This is a genomic window from Ponticoccus litoralis, assembly GCF_039769985.1.
Classification (GTDB): domain Bacteria; phylum Pseudomonadota; class Alphaproteobacteria; order Rhodobacterales; family Rhodobacteraceae; genus Ponticoccus; species Ponticoccus litoralis.
In genome coordinates, this window is record NZ_JBDNCH010000002.1 from 1,140,441 (window position 1) to 1,163,529 (window position 23,089).

Annotated in this window: 18 protein-coding genes and 3 pseudogenes; 7 read left to right on the forward strand and 14 right to left on the reverse strand. The window is 68.4% G+C overall.

All coding sequences use genetic code 11. The features are described 5' to 3' along the window. Positions 1–65: 65 nt before the first annotated feature. The 5 genes from upp to ABFB10_RS06695 are packed head-to-tail and all read right to left on the reverse strand — an operon-like array spanning position 66 to position 4,621. Positions 66–698: a uracil phosphoribosyltransferase gene (upp, locus tag ABFB10_RS06675; protein WP_347165919.1), complete on the reverse strand. Its 633-nt coding sequence runs from the start codon at positions 696–698 to the stop codon at positions 66–68. Further along, positions 695–1,690 carry an adenosine deaminase gene (locus tag ABFB10_RS06680; protein ID WP_347167952.1) on the reverse strand — a complete coding sequence of 332 codons (996 nt, stop codon included), beginning with the start codon at positions 1,688–1,690 and terminating at the stop codon, positions 695–697. Before ABFB10_RS06680 ends, upp begins: the two co-directional genes overlap by 4 nt. Before the next feature lie 44 nt (positions 1,691–1,734). After that, positions 1,735–2,937, reverse strand: a complete 1,203-nt coding sequence (locus ABFB10_RS06685; protein ID WP_347165920.1) for a phosphopentomutase — start codon at positions 2,935–2,937, stop codon at positions 1,735–1,737. Beyond that, entirely contained in the window at positions 2,934–4,220 is a 1,287-nt protein-coding gene (locus tag ABFB10_RS06690; RefSeq protein WP_347167953.1) for a thymidine phosphorylase, read from the reverse strand. Before ABFB10_RS06690 ends, ABFB10_RS06685 begins: the two co-directional genes overlap by 4 nt. Continuing rightward, positions 4,220–4,621 (reverse strand): cytidine deaminase, encoded by a 402-nt coding sequence (locus ABFB10_RS06695; RefSeq protein ID WP_206564241.1) that lies wholly within the window; start codon positions 4,619–4,621, stop codon positions 4,220–4,222. The genes ABFB10_RS06690 and ABFB10_RS06695 overlap by 1 nt, the downstream gene beginning before the upstream one ends. Positions 4,622–4,734: 113 nt before the next feature. Between ABFB10_RS06695 and ABFB10_RS06700 the strand changes: the two genes are divergently transcribed. Beyond that, positions 4,735–4,920, forward strand: coding sequence for a DUF3072 domain-containing protein (locus tag ABFB10_RS06700; protein ID WP_347165921.1), 186 nt, complete (start codon positions 4,735–4,737; stop codon positions 4,918–4,920). A 452-nt stretch (positions 4,921–5,372) separates the two neighbouring features. Next, positions 5,373–7,653, forward strand: a pseudogene (locus ABFB10_RS06705) (NADP-dependent malic enzyme). A gap of 144 nt (positions 7,654–7,797) precedes the next feature. Here ABFB10_RS06705 and ABFB10_RS06710 read toward each other — a convergent pair. Next, a complete protein-coding gene (locus tag ABFB10_RS06710) occupies positions 7,798–8,568 on the reverse strand; it encodes a hypothetical protein (protein ID WP_347165922.1) in 771 nt (256 codons plus the stop codon). Positions 8,569–9,131: 563 nt separating this feature from the next. Here ABFB10_RS06710 and prpE point away from each other — a divergent pair. Beyond that, complete coding sequence (gene prpE, locus ABFB10_RS06715; protein WP_347167955.1) at positions 9,132–11,021, forward strand: propionate-CoA ligase PrpE; 1,890 nt, start codon at positions 9,132–9,134, stop codon at positions 11,019–11,021. 57 nt (positions 11,022–11,078) lie between these two features. On the opposite strand, the gene nhaA is transcribed toward prpE, so the two are convergent. Next, complete coding sequence (gene nhaA, locus ABFB10_RS06720) at positions 11,079–12,875, reverse strand: Na+/H+ antiporter NhaA (RefSeq protein ID WP_347165923.1); 1,797 nt, start codon at positions 12,873–12,875, stop codon at positions 11,079–11,081. Positions 12,876–13,030: 155 nt separating this feature from the next. Beyond that, positions 13,031–13,794, reverse strand: a pseudogene (locus ABFB10_RS06725) (NAD kinase). 163 nt (positions 13,795–13,957) lie between these two features. On the opposite strand from ABFB10_RS06725, the gene glyA reads away from it, so the two are divergent. Further along, positions 13,958–15,253, forward strand: coding sequence for a serine hydroxymethyltransferase (gene glyA, locus ABFB10_RS06730; protein ID WP_347165924.1), 1,296 nt, complete (start codon positions 13,958–13,960; stop codon positions 15,251–15,253). A 175-nt stretch (positions 15,254–15,428) separates the two neighbouring features. On the opposite strand, the gene ABFB10_RS06735 is transcribed toward glyA, so the two are convergent. The 3 genes from ABFB10_RS06735 to ABFB10_RS06745 all read right to left on the reverse strand — a co-directional run bounded on the left by ABFB10_RS06735 (position 15,429) and on the right by ABFB10_RS06745 (position 17,116). Beyond that, positions 15,429–15,707 (reverse strand): hypothetical protein, encoded by a 279-nt coding sequence (locus ABFB10_RS06735; protein WP_023851971.1) that lies wholly within the window; start codon positions 15,705–15,707, stop codon positions 15,429–15,431. Between the two features lie 44 nt (positions 15,708–15,751). After that, the gene (locus ABFB10_RS06740; protein ID WP_347165925.1) at positions 15,752–16,429 is read right to left on the reverse strand and encodes a PspA/IM30 family protein; all 678 of its coding nucleotides are present in this window, start codon (positions 16,427–16,429) and stop codon (positions 15,752–15,754) included. 84 nt (positions 16,430–16,513) lie between these two features. Then, entirely contained in the window at positions 16,514–17,116 is a 603-nt protein-coding gene (locus ABFB10_RS06745) for a TetR/AcrR family transcriptional regulator (RefSeq protein ID WP_347165926.1), read from the reverse strand. Between the two features lie 237 nt (positions 17,117–17,353). Between ABFB10_RS06745 and ABFB10_RS06750 the strand changes: the two genes are divergently transcribed. After that, positions 17,354–18,217, forward strand: a complete 864-nt coding sequence (locus tag ABFB10_RS06750) for a DUF817 domain-containing protein (protein WP_347165927.1) — start codon at positions 17,354–17,356, stop codon at positions 18,215–18,217. Here the strand turns inward: ABFB10_RS06750 and ABFB10_RS06755 are convergent. Both ABFB10_RS06755 and ABFB10_RS06760 read right to left on the reverse strand, forming a co-directional pair. Next, on the reverse strand, positions 18,189–19,091 hold the full coding sequence (locus tag ABFB10_RS06755; RefSeq protein ID WP_347165928.1) for an EamA family transporter: 903 nt from the start codon (positions 19,089–19,091) through the stop codon (positions 18,189–18,191). The genes ABFB10_RS06750 and ABFB10_RS06755 overlap by 29 nt on opposite strands. A gap of 391 nt (positions 19,092–19,482) precedes the next feature. Beyond that, positions 19,483–19,662, reverse strand: coding sequence for a DUF2061 domain-containing protein (locus ABFB10_RS06760; protein WP_347165929.1), 180 nt, complete (start codon positions 19,660–19,662; stop codon positions 19,483–19,485). Positions 19,663–19,795: 133 nt separating this feature from the next. Between ABFB10_RS06760 and ABFB10_RS06765 the strand changes: the two genes are divergently transcribed. Beyond that, the gene (locus ABFB10_RS06765) at positions 19,796–20,662 is read left to right on the forward strand and encodes a helix-turn-helix domain-containing protein (RefSeq protein WP_347165930.1); all 867 of its coding nucleotides are present in this window, start codon (positions 19,796–19,798) and stop codon (positions 20,660–20,662) included. Positions 20,663–20,683: 21 nt separating this feature from the next. On the opposite strand, the pseudogene ABFB10_RS06770 reads toward ABFB10_RS06765, so the two are convergent. Further along, positions 20,684–21,735, reverse strand: a pseudogene (locus ABFB10_RS06770) (aldo/keto reductase). Between the two features lie 299 nt (positions 21,736–22,034). On the opposite strand from ABFB10_RS06770, the gene ABFB10_RS06775 reads away from it, so the two are divergent. Then, a complete protein-coding gene (locus ABFB10_RS06775) occupies positions 22,035–22,937 on the forward strand; it encodes an ImuA family protein (protein ID WP_347165931.1) in 903 nt (300 codons plus the stop codon). Positions 22,938–23,089 lie beyond the last annotated feature (152 nt).

The following is a 23,089-nucleotide window of genomic DNA, read 5'->3' on the forward strand; positions in this document are numbered from 1 at the left end:
CGCATCGTGGAATTAATCCCCAAGGCGGGAATGACCGATCTGGCGCCCCGCCTGCAGGAAATCCCCTATTTGGTGCCGAACATCCGGTCTCCGGCATCGCCCAGACCGGGCACGATATAGCCCTTTTCATCAAGGCGCTCGTCCAGTGCGGCGGTCACGATGGGGACATCCGGGTGCCGTTCGCGCATTTTCGCCACCCCTTCGGGCGTCGCGAGAAGGCAGAGGAATCGGATATTGGTGGCCCCCGCCTCTTTCACCAGATCGATGGCCGCGGCAGAGGAGTTGCCGGTCGCCAGCATCGGGTCGACGACGATGGTCAGCCGCTCCCCCATCGCTTCGGGCAGCTTGTTGTAATACTGCACGGGCTTCAGCGTTTCCTCGTCGCGGTACAGCCCGATAAAGCCGACACGCGCCGCCGGGATCAGCTCCAGTATGCCGTCCATCAGCCCGTTGCCCGCCCGCAGGATCGAGACCAGGGCCAGCTTCTTGCCCTCGATGGTCGGCGCCTCCATCGGGCAGATCGGGGTTTCGATGGTCTTCACCCCCATCTCCAGATCGCGGGTGACCTCGTAGGCCAAGAGCAGGCTGATCTCGCGCAGGAGCATCCGGAAAGACGCGGTCGAGGTGGTCTTTTCGCGCATGATCGTCAGCTTGTGCTGCACCAGCGGGTGGCGGACGACGGTCAGGTGTTCAGTCATGGCGCGGGCTCCAGTTTCTTCTTGATCGCCTCTTTCGTGGCCGCGTCGCAGAAGGCGGCATCGAGGGCGGTGCGGTTCAGGTCCTGAAAGATGTCTGCCCCCCAGCGGAATGTCTTGGCAAGCCTTTCGTACTCCTTCCGCAGGGTCGTGTGGAAGAAGGGCGGGTCGTCGGTCGACACGGTGACCTTCACGCCGCGCGCGCGCAGCTGCTGGATCGGGTGCTTGTCGAGCGAGGGGTAGACGCCGAGGAAGACGTTGGAGCCGGGGCAGACCTCCAGCGTGATCTCGCGCTCGGCGAGGATGTCGCAGAGGCGCGGGTCCTCGATGGCGCGGACGCCGTGGCCGATGCGCTCCATCCCGCGCAGGTCGGTCACGGCGTTCTCCACCTCGCGCGGGCCGCGCCATTCGCCTGCATGGGTGGTCAGCCGCAGCCCGGCCTCGGCGGCCATGTCGAAGCTGTAGGCGAAATCGCCCTGCTCGCCCATGTTCTCGTCGCCGCCCATGCCGAAGCCGGTGATCCAGTCGCCGGCGGTCTCGGCGGCGCAGCGCGCGGCGGCCTTGGCCTTGTCGGGGCCGAAGTGGCGGATGCAGGTGACGATGCCGCGCAGGGTGACGCCGTAGGTCTTCTCGCCCGCCTCCGCCGCCTCGCGGATGGCGTGCAGGTATTCCTTCCAGGCGCCCACATCGCCGCCGCCGCAGAAATCGGGGCTGACGAAGGTTTCGGAATAGACGACGCCGTCCTTGGCGCTTTCCTCCATCAGGGCTGTGCAAAGCCGGGCGAAATCCTCGGGGCCTTTCAGCACGCTGGTCGCCGCCTCGTAGACGGACAGGAAATGCACGAAGTCGCGGTACGCGTAAGAGCCGTCGGCGCGGAAGATCTTCGACAGGTCGGTCTTCTTCTCCTGCGCCAGCCCCCGGATGAAGGCAGGCGGCGCGGCGCCTTCGAAATGCAGGTGCAGCTCGACCTTGGGCAGATCGAGGATGCGGGCCATGTGCTCTTCGTCGATGGGGGCGTCGGGATCGTAGTCGTAATCGTTCACAGGAAGGAACCTCCGGGGCCCTGCGCGGGCAGGTTGAGATGCACCGCCACGCTGGCGGCCACGTCGGCAAAAGCCACCTGCCCCAGCGGCCCGCTGCCCGCACCATGCAGCAGCACCGGCACGCGCTCGCGCGTGTGGTCGGTGCCCGTCCATGTGGGGTCGTTGCCGTGGTCGGCGGTGATCAGAAGCAAGTCGCCGTCGCGCAGCTTCGGCAGCACGCGGGCCAGCGCGGCGTCGAACCATTCCAGCGCGCGGGCATAGCCCGAGACATCGCGGCGGTGACCGTAAAGGCTGTCGAACTCGACGAAATTGGCGAAGGTCAGGCTGCCCTCTTCGGCCTCGTCGATCAGGTCCGACAGGTGGCCCATCAGGGTCGCGTCACCGCCCTTGCGCACCGTGTCGATGCCGGTCATCGAGAAGATGTCCCCGATCTTGCCGACACCATAGACCCGCCGACCGGCATCCTGCGCCCAGTTGGTCAGGATCGGCTTGGGCGGCTTGATCGCATAATCGCGCCGGTTGGTGGTGCGCTGGAAGGCGCCTTCCCGCCCGACAAAGGGCCGCGCGATCACGCGACCGACCTTCATGGCGTGCAGCGTCGGCGCCAGCGTTTCACACAGCTGCAAGAGGCGGTCGAGGCCGAAGTGCTCTTCATGCGCGGCGATCTGGAAGACGCTGTCGGCAGAGGTGTAGCAGATGGGCCAGCCGGTGCGGATATGCTCGGCCCCGAAGCGGTCCAGCATCACGGTGCCCGAGCCGTGGCAATTGGCCAGCGTGCCCTCCGTGCCCGCAATCCGGCAGGTCTTCGCGATGAGATCCGGCGGAAAGGCGGGCGTCCGGTCCGGGAAATAGGTCCACTCCCACGGCACCGGCAGGCCCGCCAGTTCCCAATGGCCCGAGGGCGTGTCCTTGCCCTTCGAGACCTCGGTCGCCGCGCCCCAGCGGCCCCGGGCGGGCGTTTCGGGCATGGCCGCACCGGTGGCCAGCGCATGGGCATGGAACAGCCCCAGCGCGGCCAGCGTCGGAACCTGCAAAGGCCCGCTGCGCCCCTCTTCGGCGCGCCCCGCGGCGCAGGCCGCAGCGATATGGCCCAGCGTGTCGGCCCCGGTGTCCGGCACCCCGTCATTGAAGAAGGCCCCTGCATCGGGCGCCCCGCCGATGCCGACGGAATCCATCACGACAAGAAAGGCCCGGGTCATGTCACGCGCTCCAGCACCAGCGGTCCTTCGGTCGGGGCCTCGCCCAGCGTCACCGCCGCGCGCACCGCGCGGGCCGCCGCCTCGGCCTGTTCCTCGCGTGCGGCGTGGATGCGGGCCAGCGGCTGGCCTTTCCGGACCCGCTCGCCCAGCCGCACGACCTGATCCAGACCCACCGCAGGGTCCACCCGGTCGCTTTCGACCCGGCGCCCGCCGCCAAGGTCGACAACCGCCAGCCCCAGCGCCTCGCCGTCGATGGCCGAGACCACGCCGTCCGCCTGCGCCGCGACCTCCTGGATCACCGGCGCCTCGGGCAGGAAGCGCTGCCAGTTCTCGACGAAATGCAACGGCCCGCCAAGGCCGTAGACCATCCGCCCGAAACGCTCTGCCGCCGCGCCCGAGGAGACCGCCGCGCGCAGGCGGTCCTCTCCGTCGGGGATGCCGACAGAGGCCAGCACCTCGGCCCCCAGCGCGACGCTGAGGTCCAGCAGCGGGCCGGGCGTGCCGGTCAGCACCTGCACCACCGCGTCCACCTCCAGCGCATTGCCCAGTGCGGGCGCAAGCGGCTGGCTCATGTCGGTGATCAGCGCCGTCGTCGGGCAGCCCGCCGCGCTGGCCGTGTCCACCAGCGCCCGCGCCAGCGCCCGCGCCTCTTCCGCCGTCTTCATGAAGGCGCCAGAGCCGACCTTGACGTCCAGCACCAGCGCCTGAAGCCCCGCCGCCAGCTTCTTCGACAGGATCGAGGCGCAGATCAGGTCGAGGCTTTCGACCGTCGCCGTCACGTCGCGCACCGCGTACAGCCGCTTGTCCGCAGGCGCCGTATGGGCCGAGGCGCTGACGATGGCACAGCCCGCGTCGGCCACCACCTGACGGAACCGCGCCTCGTCGGGCGAGACGTCGTAACCGGCGATGGCCTCCAGCTTGTCCAGCGTCCCGCCAGTGTGCCCCAGCCCCCGCCCCGAGATCATCGGCACGTAGACCCCGCAGGCCGCCAGCGCCGGGGCCAGAACCAGCGACACGCAGTCGCCCACGCCGCCGGTGGAATGCTTGTCGACCACCGGCGCGTCGAGATCCCAGTCCAGCACCTCGCCCGAATCGCGCATCGCCAGGGTCAGGGCAACGCGCCCCTCTTCGCTGAGCCCGCGCAGGCAGATCCCCATGGCAAAGGCCCCGGCCTGCGCCGCGCTGACGCTGTGATCGGCAAGACCGCGCGCGAACCAGCGCAGCGCCTCGGCAGTGGGCTCTTCTCCGCGGCGCAGGCTGGCGATGACGCTGCGCGCATCCATCATGCGCGGTCCATATGTCCGCTGTCGAAGGCGCCGGGCAGAAGGTCGCCGACGGTCAGGCGCAGGGTCGCACCATCCGTGGTCGCCATGGTCACCGGCACGTCGGCCCCGGCGAATTCCTTCAGCTTCTGCCGGCACCCGCCGCAGGGCGGCACCGGGTCGGGGCTGTCGGCGATCACGTAGACCTCGGCAATCGCCGTCTCGCCCGCCGCGACCATGGCGGCGATGGCACCGGCCTCGGCGCAGGTGCCTTCCGGGTAGGCGACATTCTCGACGTTGCAGCCCGCGTAGACCGCGCCCGAGCGGCTGCGCAGCGCGGCGCCGACCTTGAAGCGGGAATAGGGGGCATAGGCGTTTTCGCGCACGACGCGGGCGGCATCGGCAAGCGACGGATCGGACATCGGGGCCTCCTGTAACAGAAGCGCATTGTTCCGACGGCAGGCGGCGATTGCAAGGGGAACCCGGCGTTCGGTTCCGGCGTTCCCCCGTCATAAACGGTGGAGACCCCATAACCATGACCCAGACCTCCCTTGTCGACGGCGCCGCCGAGACACCCGCCGATCCCCATGCCCCCATGACCGACTATCAGGCCGCCGTGCTGCTACAGCTGTGCGAAGATACCGGCGAGGATTACGACGACGCGCTGACCAGCCGTCAGGCCGACCGCCGGATCGATACGCTGCGCGGGATGGCAGAGTGATCGCCTGACGCCCCCTGCGGCCCGGCACACCGGGAAACAATCATCACAGGCAGCGTGGCCGCAAGCGGCACCGCTGCCTTTTTGCTGGCTTGTTATTGGCTTGCGACCCCGGGCTTCTGCGTGGTCCGCGCGAACGCAGCCGCCGGACAAGGTGCCGCGGGGCCTTCCCGACCCTGACCGGACGCCACCCCGGGCCGCGCCCGCGCCGGACACCCTGCAAACCTGCACCACACGACCCGGCGCAAAGCCCGGCAAGACCGGTTGTCCCGGCGCCACTGCCATCCGCCGCCACAGCCTTGCCAGCAAGGGCGCCAAACCGCCTGCGACCGCTGCACCGCAGCGTGTTCGCGCGTTTACAAGCCAGCCCCGAACCTGCTAGGCGCAGCGCATGACCGAACGGCAGACTCAATTTAGTTTACCGTTAAACCATGCCTCGGAGGAGGGCCCAGCGCATGTCCGATACGTCCAACGATAGCCTGCGTCAGGCGGCGCTGGCTTACCACGAATTTCCAAGGCCCGGTAAGCTGGAGGTCCGCGCGACCAAGCCGCTTGCCAATGGCCGGGATCTCAGCCGCGCCTATTCGCCGGGGGTGGCCGAGGCCTGCCTCGAGATCAAGGCCGACGAGACCACCGCCGCCCGCTATACCGCGCGCGGCAACCTTGTTGCGGTCGTCTCGAACGGCACCGCCGTGCTGGGACTGGGCAATATCGGCGCGCTGGCCTCGAAGCCGGTGATGGAGGGCAAGGCCGTGCTCTTCAAGAAGTTCGCCAATATCGACTGCTTCGACATCGAGGTGAACGAAAGCGACCCCGAGAAGCTGGCCGACATCGTCTGCGCGCTGGAGCCGACCTTCGGCGCCATCAACCTCGAGGACATCAAGGCGCCCGACTGCTTCATCGTCGAAAAGATCTGCCGCGAGCGGATGAACATCCCGGTCTTCCACGACGACCAGCACGGCACCGCCATCGTCGTCGGCGCCGCCGCGACCAATGCGCTGCATGTCGCGGGCAAGCGCTTCGACCAGATCAAGGTCGTCTCGACCGGCGGCGGCGCGGCGGGGATCGCCTGCCTGAACATGCTGGTGAAGCTGGGCGTGAAGCGCGAGAACATCTGGCTGTGTGACATTCACGGGCTGGTCTACGAGGGCCGGGCCGAGGACATGAACCCGCAGAAGGCCGCCTTTGCGCAGGCCTCGGACAAGCGCACGCTCTCCGAGGTGATCGAGGGCGCGGACCTCTTCCTTGGCCTCTCCGGCCCCGGCGTGTTGAAGCCCGAACACGTGGCGCAGATGGCAAGCCGCCCGATCATCTTCGCACTGGCCAACCCGACGCCCGAGATCATGCCCGACCTCGCCCGGCAAGCCGCCCCCGACGCGATCATCGCCACCGGGCGCTCGGATTTCCCGAACCAGGTCAACAACGTGCTCTGCTTCCCCTTCATCTTCCGGGGCGCGCTGGACGTGGGCGCGACAGAGATCAACGACGCCATGCAGATCGGCTGCGTCGAGGGCATCGCGGCGCTGGCCCGCGCGACCACCAGCGCCGAGGCCGCCGCCGCCTATCGCGGCGAGCAGCTGACATTCGGCGCCGACTACCTGATCCCGAAACCCTTCGACCCGCGCCTGTCCGGCGTCGTCTCGACCGCCGTGGCCAAGGCCGCGATGGAGTCGGGCGTCGCCGTGCGCCCGCTTGCCGATATCGCCGCATACAAGCAGAAGCTGGACGCCTCGGTCTACAAGTCCGCGCTGCTGATGCGCCCGGTCTTCCAGTGCCGCCGCGACCGCCAGCCGCCGCATCGTTTTTGCCGAGGGCGAGGACGAGCGCGTGCTGCGCGCCGCGCAGGCGATCCTGGAAGAGACCACGGAGACCCCGATCCTGATCGACCGCCCCGAGGTGATCGAGACCCGCTGCGAGCGCATGGGCCTGGAAATCCGCCCCGAACGCGACTTCAACATCGTCAACCCCGAGAACGATCCGCGCTACCGCGACTACTGGGAAACCTACCACGCCATCATGGCCCGGCGCGGCGTGACACCCGACATCGCGCGCGCCATCATGCGCACCAATTCCACCGCCATCGGCGCGGTCATGGTGCAGCGCGAAGAGGCCGACAGCCTGATCTGCGGCACCTTCGGCGAATACCTCTGGCATCTGAACTACGTCCGGCAGGTGCTGGGCGACCGCAAGCTGCATCCGGTCGGCGCGCTCTCGCTGATGATCCTCGAAAGCGGGCCGCTGTTTGTCGCGGACAGCCACGTGCACCTGGACCCCTCGCCGCGCGAGCTTGCGGATATCGCCATCGGTGCCGCGCGCCACGTCCGCCGCTTCGGGCTGGAACCGAACATCGCCTTCTGTTCCAAGTCGCAGTTCGGCAACCTGACCGAAGGCACCGGCCTGCGGCTGCGCGAAGCCATGGAGATCCTCGACAACGAGGGCCACGACTTCTGCTACGAAGGCGAGATGAACGTGGACGCGGCGCTGGACCCCGACCTGCGGGCCCGGCTGCTTCCGGGCAACCGGATGGCGGGCGCCGCCAACGTGCTGATCTTCGGACATGCGGACGCGGCCTCTGCCGTCCGCAATATCCTGAAGACAAAGGCGGACGGGCTGGAGGTCGGGCCGATCCTGATGGGCATGGGCAACCGGGCGCATATCGTGTCGCCCTCGATCACCGCGCGCGGGCTGCTGAACATGGCGGCCATCGCGGGCACCCCGGTGGCCCACTACAGCTAGGCGGCCTCCGCGTCCCCGGCTGTGCCGCCTTCACGGCCTGCGCCCGACCCCGGCGCGCAGGCCGCGCCGGGCGGTGTGTCGTCATGGCAAGCAGGCGGTGCAAGGCAAAACGCGACCCGCCCCCTTCCGGGCGGGTTTGCCCCGTCACTCGGCGGAACGTTCGGTCAGCGCATCCGGTCCGACCGTGTAGTGGCGCGTGCAGCTGCCGCCGCTGCGCCCGCAGGCGGCCCCCTGAAAGGTAATCTCGACGACGCCCGGCTCTGCCGAGCGGTAGCTCTGGATCGTGTCGAGGAAGACCCGGCGGTAACGCCCGTCCTCCTGCGCCAGCCAGAACGAGTTCTGGCATCCCGCGTCGCTGCACACGAGGCTCGTGGCGGTCGAGCATTCCGCAAGGCTGTGGTCGACCACCAGATCCATGGCCCCCTTGCCGTCAAGATCGACCTCGCTGAGGAAGCCCTCCATCACCGCAATCGTGCCGTCGAGCGTCCGGCAGGCCTCTGCCAGTTCACCCAGCACGACGCTGCCCGGATCGACCTGTGTCCGCCGCTCGACCTCGCGGGCGGCGAAGTCGGGCAAGGGACACAGGGCCTCGACCTCGCTGATCGCCTTGCGCGACCCCGACAGGCCGAACCGGTACAGTTCCGGCGCCTCTTCGGGGCCGAACCACATGCGCATGTCCGCGCGCATCCCGGCCTTCAGCCGTTCCAGCCCGTCGACATGGGTTTCCTCCAGCGGGGCACGGAAGGACTCCATCCCGACCGACTCGAACTCCAGCGTGCCGACAAGGGACGAGCCGACCACCATCAGGGCATCCACCGACTCCGCGACGACAAGATCCGCGATGCCCTCGGTGCGCATGCCCCAGGACAGCGGTTGCTCGGTCGAGCAGGACAGTTCCAGTGCAGACGGAGGCATCGCCGCCCTCGGTGCAGGCCCGGGCGGCGTGGCGCCCGGTCGCCGGGTCGCTTTCCACCACCCAGGACGCCTGCGCTTGGGCCGTACCCGCCAAGAGCAAGGCCCAGATCAGCATCCCCAATTTCCGCATCGGTGCGTCTTTCCGGCTGTTTCCCTGCCCGTAATTCAGCGCAGCAGCCCCCGGAGTGCAAGCACCGGGGCGTTCACGGCTTCGGCATGTTGCGGCGGTGCCAAGGCCTGCGGCCCCCGACAGCACCTTGCGCACCCGATGCGCCGCCGCCCCAACGCAAGAGGGCCCAGGCCACAGGCGAGACCTGCGAATCCACGCGCTTCGCGAAACCCCGCGCGAGACTTTGCAAACCCTGGATAACTTTGCGCCGAAATGCCGAAATTCAGGGGCTTTGCAAAAATTTGCAGGCGCGGAACCGCGTGAATCCGCAAATTCCTGCGGTAATCTGTCCTGACCAGCGCCAACAGTCTTGCCGGAAAACCGTGGCGCGGCCTAAGCCATTCCGCAAGTGTGAGAGGAGGCTTGCATGCCAAGGGATCGACGGGAGGACACCATGGGATACGACGCGGTTTACGACAGCTGGAAAACGGACCCGGAGGCGTTCTGGATGTCCGCCGCAGGGGACATCGACTGGAAAGTGAAGCCCTCGAAGGCCTTGTTCGACAAGGGTGATCACCTCTACGAGTGGTTTGCCGACGGCAAGACCAACACCTGCTGGAACGCCGTCGACCGCCATGTCGAGAACGGGCGGGGCGAGCAGACGGCGATCATCTACGACAGCCCGATCACCCACACCAAGCGCGAGATTTCCTACGTCGAGTTGCGCAACCGCGTGGCCATGCTGGCCGGTGCGCTGCGTGCCAAGGGCGTGGAAAAGGGCGACCGCGTCATCATCTACATGCCGATGATCCCCGAGGCGCTGGAGGCCATGCTGGCCTGCGCACGGCTTGGCGCCATCCACTCGGTCGTCTTCGGCGGCTTCGCCGCGCATGAACTGGCGGTCAGGATCGACGACGCGCAGCCCAAGGCGATCATCGCCGCGAGTTGCGGGATGGAGCCGGGGCGCGTCGTCCACTACAAGCCCCTGCTGGATGCCGCTATCGATCAGGCGACCCACAAGCCCGACTTCTGCGTGATCTTCCAGCGCGAGCAGGAGGTCGCCGCCCTTGTCGAAGGCCGCGACGTGAACTGGCACGGCTTCCAGTATGGCGTGAAACCCGCCGACTGCGTGCCGGTCGAAGGCAACCACCCGGCCTATATCCTCTATACCTCGGGCACCACCGGCCAGCCCAAGGGCGTCGTGCGCCACACCGGCGGCCACCTCGTGGCGCTGAACTGGACGATGAAGAACCTCTACAACGTCGAGCCCGGAGAGGTCTTCTGGGCCGCCTCGGACGTGGGCTGGGTCGTGGGCCACAGCTACATCTGCTACGCGCCGCTGATCCACGGCAACACCACCGTGATCTTCGAGGGCAAGCCGGTGGGCACCCCCGACGCGGGCACCTTCTGGCGGGTGATTTCCGAGCACAAGGTCAAGAGCTTCTTCACCGCGCCCACCGCCTTCCGCGCGGTCAAGCGCGAGGATCCCAAGGGCGAGTTCGTCAAGAAATACGACCTGAGCGGGCTGCGCGCCGTCTACCTGGCGGGCGAACGCGCCGATCCGGCGACCATCGAGTGGGCGCAGGAGCAGCTGAAGGTGCCGGTCATCGACCACTGGTGGCAGACCGAAACCGGCTGGTGCATCGCGGGCAACCCCCTGGGCATCGAGGAACTGCCGACGAAACTCGGCTCTCCGGCCAAGCCCATGCCGGGCTACGACATCCAGATCCTCGACGAGGCCGGGCAGCCGATGCCCACCGGCGAGTTGGGCGCCATCGCGGTCAAGCTGCCCCTGCCCCCGGGCACCCTGCCGACGCTCTGGAACGCCGAGCCACGCTTTCGCAAGGCCTACCTCGACCACTTCCCCGGCTATTACGAGACCGGCGACGCGGGGATGATCGACGAGGACGGCTATGTCTACATCATGGCCCGCACCGATGACGTCATCAACGTGGCGGGGCACCGGCTGTCGACCGGCGGCATGGAAGAGGTCCTGGCCAGCCACCCCGACGTCGCCGAATGCGCGGTGATCGGCGTGACGGACCCGCTGAAGGGACAGTTGCCGCTGGGCTTCCTGTGCCTGTCGTCCGGCGTGAACCGCCCGCACGAGGAAATCGTCAAGGAATGCGTGACGCTGGTGCGCGACCAGATCGGCCCGGTCGCGGCCTTCAAGCTGGCCTGCGTGGTGGATCGCCTGCCCAAGACCCGCTCTGGCAAGATCCTGCGCGCGACCATGGTCAAGATCGCCGACAACGAGGCCTTCAAGACCCCCGCGACCATCGACGACCCGGCGATCCTCGACGAGATCCGCGTGGCCCTTCAGGGGCTGGGCTACGCCGGATAACAGACTGCGGCGGGGCATTGTCCCCGCCGCCCTTGTCCCTGCGCGGTCGGTTACCCCCTACTGCGCCCTGCCCCCCGCCAGCACCAGCAGCAGCGATCCCGTGACCGCCGCGCCAGCCGAGGCCAGCAGCACCGCCAGCTTCACGCTTTCCAGCTCTGCCCCGGAAAAGGCGGCGGAAGAGATGAAGATCGACATGGTAAAACCCACGCCCGCGAGGAATCCCGCCCCGATCATCTGCATCCACGAGATTTCCGACGACAGCCGCGCGATGCCCAGTTTCGTCGCGATGAAGACGATGCCGACGATCCCCAGCGGCTTGCCGATCAGCAGGCCCAGCATCACCCCAAGGCTTTCCGGCGCCAGCGGCGAGAACGACGAGCCGATGACAAGAATGCCGGTGTTGAAGAAGGCAAACAGCGGCAGGATCAGGAAGTTCGACCAGCTTTCCAGCGCCTGCTGCAGGTGAAAGCCCGGTTCGCGCAGGCGGCTCACGGCGTTCTGCAACCGCCGCACGGCGCGGTCCCCGACCTGCGTCGCGTCGGGCTCTCCGTCCACGATGGCCGCCGCCTGCGCCGCCACCGCCTTGGCATCGGCGGGACGCCGCGAGGGGATCGCAGCCGCCGTCAGCACGCCCGCAAGGGTCGCATGCAGCCCGGCCTCGTGCACGTAGTACCACAGCGCCACGCCCAGCAGCAGGTAGGGCATCCGGCTGTAGACCCGCCCCACGGCCAGCCCCAGCATCAGCGCAAAGACCGCCATGGCCAGCACGAAGGCCTCCATGTGGAAGCCTTCGCCGTAGAAGATCGCGATCACGAGTATCGCGCCAAGGTCGTCGGCAATGGCCAGCGCCGAGACGAAGACCTTCAGCGAGGTCGGCACCCGGTCGCCCAGCAGTGCCATGATGCCCAGCGTAAAGGCGATGTCCGTGGCCATGGGCACCCCCCAGCCATGCGCCGTGTCGGTGCCGGCGTTAAACGCCATGTAGACCAGCGCGGGCACCACCATGCCCCCCAGCGCGCCCAGCACCGGCAGGATGGCCCGGTCGCGCGTCGACAGCTCGCCAAAGACGATCTCGCGCTTGATCTCGATCCCCACCAGCAGGAAGAACAGCGCCATCAACCCGTCGTTGATCCAGTACTCCAGCGAAAGCGAGAACTCGGCGCCGCCGAAACTCAACCCGAAAGCGGTCTCGCGGAAGCCTTCGTACCAGTCATGTCCACCAAGGTTGGCCACGAGAAGCGCCGCCAGCGTGGCGAGGATCAGCACCAGCCCGGCAGAGGCCGCCCAGTGGAAGAAATCCTCGCTGGCCAGCGCGATGCGCACCCCCAGAGGTTTCTCGATGGCCTCGATCAGCGATTGCTCGTCCCAGCCGCCCTCGTAATACCGCCCGTCGATGAAGATCATCGGCATGTGCAGGCCGCGGGCCTCGCCAAGGGCCGCCTGATCGGCGGCGAGCTTCTCCCGCGCCGCCTCGCTGTCCAGATCCGCGCGGAACCGCGCCATGTCCAGCCCCAGCCTCTGCGCGATCCGCATCACCCGCATCGGCGTATAGGTCGGCGGCGCGCGGAAGAGCGCCTCGTGCATGTCCCAGAACCGGCCCTGCCGCCCGGCGGCAAAGGCAGCCCGCGCCGCCAGTTCCGAGCCGCTGCTGTCGTCGTCGGGCAGGATGAAACGCAGCGCGACAGAGGCGTTCTGCCCGCCGAAACGCTCTGGCGAACGGCGGATGATGTCGCGCATCCGCCGCGTGTGGGGGCAGGCGTAATCGACGTACCAGACGATCTGCACCCGGCCCTCCGCCCCGCCCGGGATTATGTCGGTGTCACGGTCGAAGCCGCGGGCGAGTGTGTGGCTCATGTCGTCTCTTTCCTGTCCCGGCGCCCCGTACCCGGCCTGTCGGGGCAAGATGGCCGCCGGGGCCTCCCGGACAACCCCTCAAATTCGCACAGGGCGGTCTGCGATCCGCCACATTGGGACGCCTGTCCGCAGGAAACAGCGCCGCCCGGCGGGGCTTACGTGAACTGTTCGCGGATCAGACGCTCTTCCAGCCCGTGACCGGGATCGAAGAGCACCCGATGCGCCACCCGCGGCTCCGACCGGATGTGGACCTGCACGACATTGCGCACGGAATTGCCATCGGCCTCGGCCATGACCGGTACCGCTTGTCGCCCTGCAGCACCTCAAAGGTCACCTCGGCGGTCTTCGGCAGGATCGCCCCGCGCCAGCGCCGGGGCCGGAAGGCCGCCACCGCCGTCAGCGCCAGCGCATCCGCGCCGATCGGCAGGATCGGTCCATGGGCCGAGTAGTTGTAGGCCGTCGACCCGGCGGGCGTCGCCAGCAGCGCGCCGTCGCAGGCCAGCTCCGCCATGCGCACCTTGCCGTCGACGCTGATCCTCAGCCGTGCCGCCTGCGGCCCGGAGCGCAGCAGCGAGACCTCGTTGATCGCAAGCGCCCGGTGCTCGGACCCGTCCACGCAAAGCGCCCGCATCGCCAGCGGGTTGATCACCGCCTCTTCCGCCGATTGCAGCCGCTCGGGCAGCCCGTGCTCGGAGTACTCGTTCATCAAAAAGCCCACGGTGCCGCGGTTCATGCCGTAGACCGGCGCCGGGTTGTCCTCGGTCCGGTGCAGCGTCTGCAACATGAAGCCGTCGCCACCCAGGGCCACGATCACATCGGCGCCGTCCTCGGCGTGGTCGCCGTAGCGCCGGGTCAGCCCTTCCAGCGCCGCCTGCGCGATGGGCGCGGGCGAGGCGCAAAAGGCGATGCGAAGAGACATGCGGGGGTTTCCTGTGCCGGTCGTTTTGCGCGGATGGAAGCACAGCCGCTGCGCGAGGGCCAGAGAGGACGCAGGATTATTGCACAGTGTCGCTTTGACGACTTTGCGCCGTCCGATCTTTCCTATACCCCACTGGGCATCTCGAATCCGCAGGAGCAGGCCCATGAACGCACCGCACCGTGACGATGGTTTCTTCACCGAAGCCCTGTCCGACCGTGACCCCGAACTCTTTGCCGCGATCACCGGCGAGCTTGGCCGCCAGCGCGACGAGATCGAGCTGATCGCCTCCGAGAACATCGTCAGCCGGGCGGTGCTGCAGGCGCAGGGCTCGGTCATGACCAACAAATATGCCGAAGGCTACCCGGGCCGCCGCTACTACGGCGGTTGCGACTTCGTCGATGTGGCCGAGAACCTCGCCATCGACCGCGCCAAGGCGCTGTTCGGCTGCGAATACGCCAACGTGCAGCCGAACTCGGGCTCGCAGGCCAACCAGGGGGTGTTCCAGGCGCTGATCAAGCCCGGCGACACCATCCTCGGCATGAGCCTCGACGCCGGTGGCCACCTGACCCACGGCGCCGGGCCGAACCAGTCCGGCAAGTGGTTCAACGCCGTGCAATACGGCGTGCGCAAGCAGGACAACCTGCTGGATTACGACCAGGTCGCCGAGCTGGCAAAAGAACACCAGCCCAAGCTGATCGTGGCCGGCGGTTCCGCCATCCCGCGCCAGATCGATTTTGCCCGCATGCGCGAGATCGCCGACAGCGTCGGCGCCTACCTGCATGTCGACATGGCCCATTTCGCCGGTCTGGTGGCGGCGGGCGAGCACCCCTCGCCCTTCCCGCATGCGCATGTGGCGACCACCACGACTCACAAGACCCTGCGCGGTCCGCGTGGCGGCATGATCCTGACAAATGATGAAGAGATCGCCAAGAAGATCAACTCGGCGATCTTCCCCGGCATTCAGGGCGGCCCGCTGATGCATGTGATCGCGGCCAAGGCCGTGGCCTTCGGCGAGGCGCTGCGCCCCGAGTTCAAGACCTACCAGCAGAACGTGATCCGCAACGCGCAGGCGCTGTCGGACCAGCTGATCAAGGGCGGGCTGGACACCGTGACCCATGGCACCGACACCCATGTGGTGCTGGTGGACCTGCGCCCCAAGGGCGTGAAGGGCAACGAGACCGAGAAGGCCCCGGGCCGCGCGCATATCACCTGCAACAAGAACGGCGTGCCCTTCGACCCCGAGAAGCCGACGGTGACTTCCGGTATCCGCCTGGGCTCTCCCGCCGGGACGACACGCGGTTTCGGCGAGGCCGAGTTCCGCCAGATCGCCGACTGGATCGTCGAGGTCGTGGACGGGCTGAAGGCCAATGGCGCCGAAGGCAATGCCGCGGTCGAGGCCAAGGTGAAGGGTGAGGTCGCAGCCCTGTGCCAGCGCTTCCCGGTGTACCCGGGGCTGTAAGGGCCCTTCCGCGTGATGCGGAGCGCAAATTCCATGGATGGAATTTGCGCAAGATCGTCGACGATCTTGCCACCGCCAGCGCAGCGCCCTGATCCGGAGAAACCATGAAAGGCGGGGCCGCAGCCCCGCCTTTTTCCTTGTCCGGCATCGGGATGGGCCGGGCGCTGCCCGGTCCTCAGCCCTCTTCGCGCAGCGCGTCTTCCAGCAGCTTTTCGTTGCGGGCGTCTTCGATGCGGCGCAGGCGGTCCTCGGACGAGCGGTGGTCGAAGCGGTATTTCACCACGTTCACCAGCGACAGGCTCAGCAGCACGATCCCCATGCCCCAGAAGCCCTTGGTCGCCAGCGGCACTTCGGTCGAAAGCCAGAGCGAGCCCGCCAGCAGGGCCAGGGCCAGCGCGACACCGGCGAAGTTGAGGACGAGGATGAGGCCGTTTTCGTTGCGGTCGAGGTTCATGGGTCTTTCCTTTCAGGGGTTTGCGTTCAGCAGAATGAGGGGTGTCAGTCGGTGGTGCGCAGACGGCTCAGGACGTCTGCCGCGGTGGATTTCGTGGCCCGGCCAAAGCCCGCATCGGCCATGCGGTCGGCCATGTCGGTCTGGTCGAGGCCCGCGTCGATCTCTTTCAGGATCTGGCCCTGCTCGAAGGGATCGTCACGGTTCAGCACCCGCTGGATCAGCGCCTCGGCCTCTTCGAAGGCGGTTTCCTTGGCCACATGAGCGCCAAGGCGCTTCTGGATGTCGGCCTCGCGCTTGGCGGCGCGGGCGGCGATGGCGCCCTGTTTCAGGTCGGTCAGGCGGCGGTTCGCGGTCTCGACCGACTGGCGCAGTTGCAGGATGCGCGTTTCCAGCCGCTGCACCGTGCCGCGCCGGAGGGTCAGTTCGTTTTCCATCGTGGCGATGGCCTGAGCGGCCTCCTGAGCCAGATCCTCGCGGTCTGCGGCCAGCGCCTCTCTGGCGCGCCCTGTCAGATCCGCGGCGCGCTCTTCCAGCGCCGCCACCTGCCGGGTCTCGGCCCGTTCACGCTGGATCAGCGAGGCCAGCGAATATTTGGCCGCCTTCAGGCTGGCCGTGGCCTCGCGGATCTTCTGGTCGATCAGTTCGATGCAATAGCGGTCACGCAGGTTCTCTTCGGCCCGGGCATTGGCACCGTCGAAGAGGGTCTTCAGGGTTCCGAACATCGTCGCTTTCCTTTCGTGAACATCGTTCATGAAATTGGTATAGCGATTCCCTGAACGCCGTTCAAGACATTTTTTGAACGGCGTTCATTTTTCTGTGGAATGCCCCACCCGGGACAGGATCTGCGCGATCATTTCCTCGATCTGCGGCAGCGGCACGGCAGAGATGCGCTGCTCCAGCCCCAGCAGCACGATGCCGTGCACCGAAGAGAATAGGCCCCGCGTCATCAGGTCCAGCGCGCGGGCGTCCATCTCGGGGAACACCTCGGCCAGCGGTTCGGCGATGTGGGAAAAGAGGTTCCCCAGCGCATCCATGTACCACTGCGGCACGGGGCCCTCCGCCGACATCTGCACATCGAAGAGCGCCCGCCAGAGCATCGGCTGGTCTGCCGCGAAATGCAGGTAGGCATGCGACATGGTGATCAGCCGCTGGACCGGATCGCCCTGCTGGTCCCGGACCGAGGCCGCGACGGCGGCGCCAAGGCGGCGGAACGTGCGCCCGTTGACTTCCAGCACCAGCGCGTCGAGATCGGCGAAATGCGTGTAGATCGCCCCCGTGGCGCATCCCGCCTGCTTCGCCAGTTCCCGCGCCCGCAGCGAGGACAGCCCCTCGGCGGCGATCTGCTCTTCTGCCAGGTCGATGAGTTTCGCCCTCAGCGCCGCCTTGCGCTCTGCCACCTTGCCCGCCATGACGCCCCTCTTTTTGAACACTGTTCACGCCCTAGCACGGCGGCGGCGCGGGCCGCAAGGAAGGCCCTTCGCGAAAGCTGCCCTGAGTGTCCCCCCGCCCCGGGCGGCAGCGTTCCGGTGCGCCCGGTGGCCCGCCACCCGGGTCACCCTGCAAGCGGGATCGCCCGCCCCGCTGCCCCGCCCGGGGTCAGGAAACCCGCACTGGACGACAGTGGCCCGACGGGTCATTGCGCTGTCATGACACGGACCCGCCTTATCGAACGCGCCCTCGGCGACTGGATGCGCGCCCGCCTGCCCCACGGGCTGGTGGAATTCACGATGTTCCTGCTGAAGCAGGCCTGGGCCGCGCTGTTCGGCTTTCTGCTGCTGGCGGGGCTGTTTGTCTCGGACCGGCTTTGGCCCGACGACTGGGCCTTTGCGCGCTATGACGCGCTGTTCGTCTATGCCCTCTCGCTACAGGCGGCCTTCCTGCTGTTGCGGCTGGAAACCCTTCAGGAAGCGCGGGTGATCCTGCTGTTCCACCTGACCGGCACGGCGATGGAGCTGTTCAAGGTCAATGCGGGCAGCTGGGCCTACCCGGAACCGGCGCTGCTGAAGCTTTGGGGCGTGCCGCTGTTCTCGGGCTTCATGTATGCCGCCGTGGGCAGCTACATGGCACGGGTGATCCGCCTCTTCGACATGCGCTTTGCCCCTTTCCCGCCCTTCGCGGCCTCTCTGGCGCTGGCGGTGGCGATCTACGTCAATTTCTTCGCGCATCACTACATCTGGGACGCACGCTACGTGCTGATGGCGCTGACGGTGATCCTTTATGCGCGCACCCGCGTCTGGTTCACCATCGCCGAGCACGCCTACTGGATGCCGCTGCCGCTGGCGGCCTTCCTGTCGTCGGTGGCGCTCTGGGTGGCCGAGAATGTCGGCACCAATTCCAACACATGGCTTTACGCCGGGCAGACGACGCTCGACCTCGTGAGCCTTGCGAAGATGGGGTCGTGGTACCTGCTCTTGTACGTCAGCTTCACCACCGTGCTGCTGGTGCTGCGCGACGCGACGTCCCGCGCGCCGCTGGAGGCGGCTATCCCAGCAGAACCAGCAACACGATAGAGACGGTCAGCACGGCGATGCCCGCCACCTCGCGGGTCGAGACCTTTTCGCGGAAGAACAGCACCGAGGCAGCCAGAGAGAGGATCAGCTCGATCTGCCCCAGCGCGTAGACATAGGCTGCGGTCTGCAGCGTGAAGGCGGTGAACCAGCTGAGCGAGCCCGCCATCGAGGCAAGACCCAGCCAGAGCGCGGTCCGGCGCGCGGCCCAGACGGCGGTGATCTGGCCGGGCTCGCGCAGCCTGAGCCAGAGCGCCATGCCCAGCGTCTGAAGGGTGGTCACGCAGGCCAGCGTCAGCCCGGCGCGCATCAGCGGGTCGCCGGTTTCGACCGACAGCGTGGCGGCGCGGTAGCCGACGCCGGAGATCGCGAAGAAGAAGCCCGAGGCAAGGCCCAAGAGCAGCGCCCGGCTTTTCAGACCCTCGGCCAGCCGCGTGGCGCTGCCGGGGGTACGCGACAGCAGCAGAACGCCCGCAAGCCCCAGCCCGATGGCGGCCCAGCCGCCCGGCGAAACACGCTCTCCGAGCACCGCGAGGCCCAGCAGCGCGGTCTGGATGACCTCGGTCTTCTTGAAGGTGATGCCGACGGCGAAGTTGCGCTCGCGGAAGGTGAGCACGACAAGGATCGTGGCGAGGATCTGCCCCAGCCCGCCCGCCACGGCCCAGCCCCAGAAGCCCGGCGCCAGCGTCGGCAGCGGCCCGGGCGTGGCGCGGGCATAGAGCGCCAGCGCCGGGACGGCTGCGGGCGCCGCATAAGCGAAACGGGCAAAGGTGCTGCCGGTGGCCGTCAGCGCCCCGCCCGCCAGCACCTTGTGCAGCATGAAGCGCAGGGTCTGGAAGGTGGCGGCGGAGAGGGTGGCGATGATCCAGAGGTCCATGGCGATTGGTCATACGCCGATGGGCGGCGGGGGCCAGTGCGAAAACGCCAGGATCGGCGTTCGGGGGCGGCTGTTGCTCTTGGGTATTTGGACCAAGAAGAAGCCCCGGGGATGCGCAGTTCCGGGACGTGGGATGCCCCGTGGCGGCGCGGGCTTTCCCGCGAGCCGGGTCGGACAGGGCCCGAGGTTGGGGCTGCTGCTTTCCGGGTCGTGGCAGGGGGCGGTCAGGGGCGGTTGCGACAAGGGCGGCCCGACCGCCTCTCATGCCTCGGCGCGGCCTGCCGCGCGGTGGTCAGCACCGGGACCGGCATGCCCGGCGTCCGGTCAGCCTGGCAGCTCGCCGGCAGGCACGGGAGGGGCCGTCGAGGCCGCGCAGTCTGACGGCGCTGGCTCAGGCATCGCGGCCCCATGGAATCGCCGCCCAGAGGCGTTCGTAGAGCGCGTACATGGCCGGGCCGATCAGCGCGTTGATCGCCGCCATGCCGCCGCCCGAGGCGAGCGAGCCGGTGAAGGCAAAGCCGACGAGGCCCATGGTCACGAGGCCGATCAGGGTCCAGAGCAGGGATTTCACGAGGGTTCTTCGGGGGCTGTCCAAGGCGGCTGTCCATGTCGTTTCGGTTTGGCCGCAGACTGTCCCGGCCCGCGCTGTTGCGCCATTGCGGTTCTGGTTCACAAAATCCGGCATTTGTGATAATTATCACGACATGCCGCAAATTCTTGACAAACGTCGTCGCGCCGCGTTGTTGCGCGCCCGCCTTTCCGAGGCCATGGCCCGCGCCGGGTCGAACCAGACCGCGCTGGCGCGGGCCGTGGGGGTGGACCGCTCGACCGTCTCGCAGCTGCTGAAGGACGAAGGGGCGCGGCTGCCCAATGCGCATCTGGTGGGGGCCTGCGCGCAGGCCGCGGGTGTGTCCAGCGACTGGCTGCTGGGCCTGTCGGAACGGCCCGAAAGCGCCGCCGACCTGCTGGCGACCTCGACGACGCTGACCCGCGCGCCGCGCGCGCTGGTCGACGAGACGATCTTTCGCTGGCACCAGGAGGCCGAGGGCTACAAGATCCGCCACGTGCCCACGACCCTGCCGGACATTTTGAAGACCCGCGCGGTGCTGGAATGGGAATACGGCCCGCATCTGGGGCGCACCGCCGAACAGGCGATCAACGCCTCGGCGGACCGGCTGGACTGGCTGCGGGTGTCGCGGTCGGATTTCGAGATCGCCGTGCCGCTGCATGAACTGGACAGCTTTGCCGCGGGCGAGGGCTATTATCGCGGCGTTCCGCAGCCGGTGAGGCTGGAGCAGCTGGACCGGATGATCGCCCTTGTCGAGGGGCTCTATCCGCGGCTTCGGGTCTATCTCTTCGACGCGCGGCGGCTGTTCTCGGCGCCGGTCACGGTCATGGGGCCGCGGATGGCGGTGCTTTACGTCGGGCAGAGCTACCTTGCCTTTCGCGACACCGAGCGGGTGACCGCCTTCACCGCGCATTTCGACCACCTCGTGAAAGAGGCCGCCGTGTCCTCGCGCGCCCTGCCGCAGTATCTGCACCGGCTGCGCGGGACGGTGGCGCAGGGGTGATCCCCCCGCGCCGCCTTGGCGTCAGTAGGGCATGGGGTGGGCCTTGTAGGCCGCATCCAGCGCCGCCAGAAGATCCTCGGTGAGGGTCACCTCCACGGCGCCCAGCAGGTGGTCCAGCTGCGCCAGCGTGGTCGCGCCGAAGATCGACGAGGCGACGAAGCTGCGCCGCGCCGACCAGGCCAGCGCCATATGCACCGGGTCGAGGCCGAAGTCCCGCGCGACCTTCAGGTAGGCCTCGACCGCGGGCAGGACACGCGGGCTGCGACGCCCGCCCATCTGCGCGTTGAGCGCCATGCGCGAACCCTCGGGCACGGCGCCGCCACTGGTACTTGCCGGTCAGGAAGCCCGCGCCCAGCGGCGAATAGGGCAAGAGGCCCACCTCTTCCTGGTACAGGGTCTCGGCGAGGTCGGTATCCGCGAGGCGGCAGAGCAGCGAATATTCGTTCTGCACCGAGGCGACCCGCGGCCCGCCGCCGCGCTGCGCCGCCTCGATCCACTGCCCGGTGCCCCGAGGCGGATTCGTTCGACAGGCCGAAGGCGCGGATGGTGCCGCGCTCGACCTCGGCCTGAAGCGCGCCGAGGCAGTCCTCGATATCGGCGAGGATCGCGGCGCGGTCCATGAGCGCGGCGGCGGGGTCGTAGCCCCAGTTCTTGCGGAAGTGAAAGCTGCCCCGGTTGGGCCAGTGGAACTGGTAGAGGTCGATGTGGTCGGTCTTCAGCCGCTTCAGCGAGGCCTCGATGGTGGGGCGGATGGTCTGCGCCGAGATCGGCGCGCCGTCGCGGACCACGGCGCTGCCCTCGCCGGTGTGCTTGGTGGCCAGCACCCAGTCGTTGCGCCGCCCGGTCCTTGCGAACCAGTCGCCGAGGATCTCTTCGGAGCGGCCCACGGTTTCGGCCCGCACCGGGTTCACCGGGTACATTTCGGCGCAGTCCATGAAGGTGATCCCGGCATCGAGCGCGCGGTCGATCTGGGCATGGGCCTCTTCCGGCGGGGTCTGGTTGCCGTAGGTCATCGTGCCGAGGCAAAGCTCGGACACCATCAGGCCGGAGCGGCCCAGCGGTTTCATCTGCATGTCTGTCTCCTGTGGTCGGGGCGGAGCATAGCGGGCGCGAAGGCGATGCCAAGAGCATGCGGTTTCGGCCCACCCGGGCCACCGGTAGGGGCCCTGCCGCCGTGATGATCCGCGCCCTGCCAGGCCGGGCACGACGGGGGCTCTGCCCCCGGACCCCCGGGATATTTCGGGACAGAAGAAGGGCGGGCCGGTGAGAGAGGCGCCGGTGGGTCGCGGCCTTCCGCCACCGGGCGAGACCCTCGGCGCGCCGCATGGCGGGAATTCTTGAGAACGAAAAGGGAACATTGTAGATTTGAGGAATGAGCGATTCCGCCGTCCTTCTGTCCCGTCGCCCCCATGCGCCGCCGCCCAGGCTGGTGCTGTGGGAGGAGGTCGTGCTGCCGCTGTCGCGCGCGCACGAGATCTGCGGGCAGGCGCGGCGCAGGCTGGCGCTGATGCTGGCGGCACGGGCCGGGGCGCCGGTTCTGTGGATCGCGGGCGCCCCCTCGGGGGCGCGGCTGAACCCCTGCGGCATGCAGCCGATCCTGCCGCCGCAGGACGTGATCCACGTCGCGGCCCCGCGCGCCATCGACCGGCTTTGGGCGATGGAGGAGGCGCTGCGCAGTGGCGCCGTGCCGGTGGTGGTGGCCGAACTGCCGGAGCCTCCGGGCCTGACACCGGTGCGGCGCCTGCATCTGGCCGCCGAGGCCGGCAGCGCTGCCGGGCGCTGCCGCCCGATGGGGCTGTTGCTGACGCCCGGGGCAGGCGGCGCGCCGGGCGTCGAGACGCGCTGGCGGATGGAGCCACGGCACGGACCCGCCGGAGAGGCCTGGCGGCTGGAGCGGCTGCGGGCGCGGATGCTGCCGCCGAAGACCTGGCGGCTGGCGGGCGGGGCGCTGGCCCCCGGACCTGAGCGGACAGCCCCCGGCGGGCCCGGGACGGCGCCCGCCGCCCCCCCTTCTGCACCGGCAGGCCCCGGGGCTTGCGCCATCCCGCCCGCAAGCGGCGCGCCGGGCGCTGAGGGTTGGGGGGCGCCGCGCATGCGGGAGGCGGGCGCCCTGCCCGGGGGTCCAGTCCGCATCCCGCCCCGCTTCCGGCCCAAAGGCCCCGGCCCCTGCCGGGAGGCCGCCCCGGGCGGGTCCGGAGCGGACGCCCGGGCGGACACCGGGACGGCGGGTGCAAAAATCCGCAGGGTGTCCGACGAGAGGCGCCAGTCAGCTTGACCTGCGGCGCGGATTTTGTCATTCTCCGGGCACGCATAAATCCGCAACACCCCGCCAGGGGTCTTGCCTTTGCGCCGTTCACCGAATATCTGGAAACCTCACGCGGGTTCGATTGATTCGAAGCCGCTTTCGTGTTTTGCATGATCGGGGGT

What these genes read in the sequence shown, in the direction of transcription:
- ABFB10_RS06750 (WP_347165927.1), top strand. Translation starts at nt 17,354, where the DNA reads ATGACACGGACCCGCCTTATCGAACGCGCCCTCGGCGACTGGATGCGC.
- upp (WP_347165919.1), bottom strand. Translation starts at nt 698, where the DNA reads ATGACTGAACACCTGACCGTCGTCCGCCACCCGCTGGTGCAGCACAAG.
- nhaA (WP_347165923.1), bottom strand. Translation starts at nt 12,875, where the DNA reads ATGAGCCACACACTCGCCCGCGGCTTCGACCGTGACACCGACATAATC.
- ABFB10_RS06680 (WP_347167952.1), bottom strand. Translation starts at nt 1,690, where the DNA reads ATGGCCCGCATCCTCGATCTGCCCAAGGTCGAGCTGCACCTGCATTTC.
- ABFB10_RS06710 (WP_347165922.1), bottom strand. Translation starts at nt 8,568, where the DNA reads ATGCCTCCGTCTGCACTGGAACTGTCCTGCTCGACCGAGCAACCGCTG.
- ABFB10_RS06700 (WP_347165921.1), top strand. Translation starts at nt 4,735, where the DNA reads ATGACCCAGACCTCCCTTGTCGACGGCGCCGCCGAGACACCCGCCGAT.
- glyA (WP_347165924.1), top strand. Translation starts at nt 13,958, where the DNA reads ATGAACGCACCGCACCGTGACGATGGTTTCTTCACCGAAGCCCTGTCC.
- ABFB10_RS06745 (WP_347165926.1), bottom strand. Translation starts at nt 17,116, where the DNA reads ATGGCGGGCAAGGTGGCAGAGCGCAAGGCGGCGCTGAGGGCGAAACTC.
- ABFB10_RS06755 (WP_347165928.1), bottom strand. Translation starts at nt 19,091, where the DNA reads ATGGACCTCTGGATCATCGCCACCCTCTCCGCCGCCACCTTCCAGACC.
- ABFB10_RS06685 (WP_347165920.1), bottom strand. Translation starts at nt 2,937, where the DNA reads ATGACCCGGGCCTTTCTTGTCGTGATGGATTCCGTCGGCATCGGCGGG.
- ABFB10_RS06765 (WP_347165930.1), top strand. Translation starts at nt 19,796, where the DNA reads ATGCCGCAAATTCTTGACAAACGTCGTCGCGCCGCGTTGTTGCGCGCC.
- ABFB10_RS06690 (WP_347167953.1), bottom strand. Translation starts at nt 4,220, where the DNA reads ATGGATGCGCGCAGCGTCATCGCCAGCCTGCGCCGCGGAGAAGAGCCC.
- ABFB10_RS06775 (WP_347165931.1), top strand. Translation starts at nt 22,035, where the DNA reads ATGAGCGATTCCGCCGTCCTTCTGTCCCGTCGCCCCCATGCGCCGCCG.
- ABFB10_RS06735 (WP_023851971.1), bottom strand. Translation starts at nt 15,707, where the DNA reads ATGAACCTCGACCGCAACGAAAACGGCCTCATCCTCGTCCTCAACTTC.
- ABFB10_RS06695 (WP_206564241.1), bottom strand. Translation starts at nt 4,621, where the DNA reads ATGTCCGATCCGTCGCTTGCCGATGCCGCCCGCGTCGTGCGCGAAAAC.
- ABFB10_RS06740 (WP_347165925.1), bottom strand. Translation starts at nt 16,429, where the DNA reads ATGTTCGGAACCCTGAAGACCCTCTTCGACGGTGCCAATGCCCGGGCC.
- prpE (WP_347167955.1), top strand. Translation starts at nt 9,132, where the DNA reads ATGGGATACGACGCGGTTTACGACAGCTGGAAAACGGACCCGGAGGCG.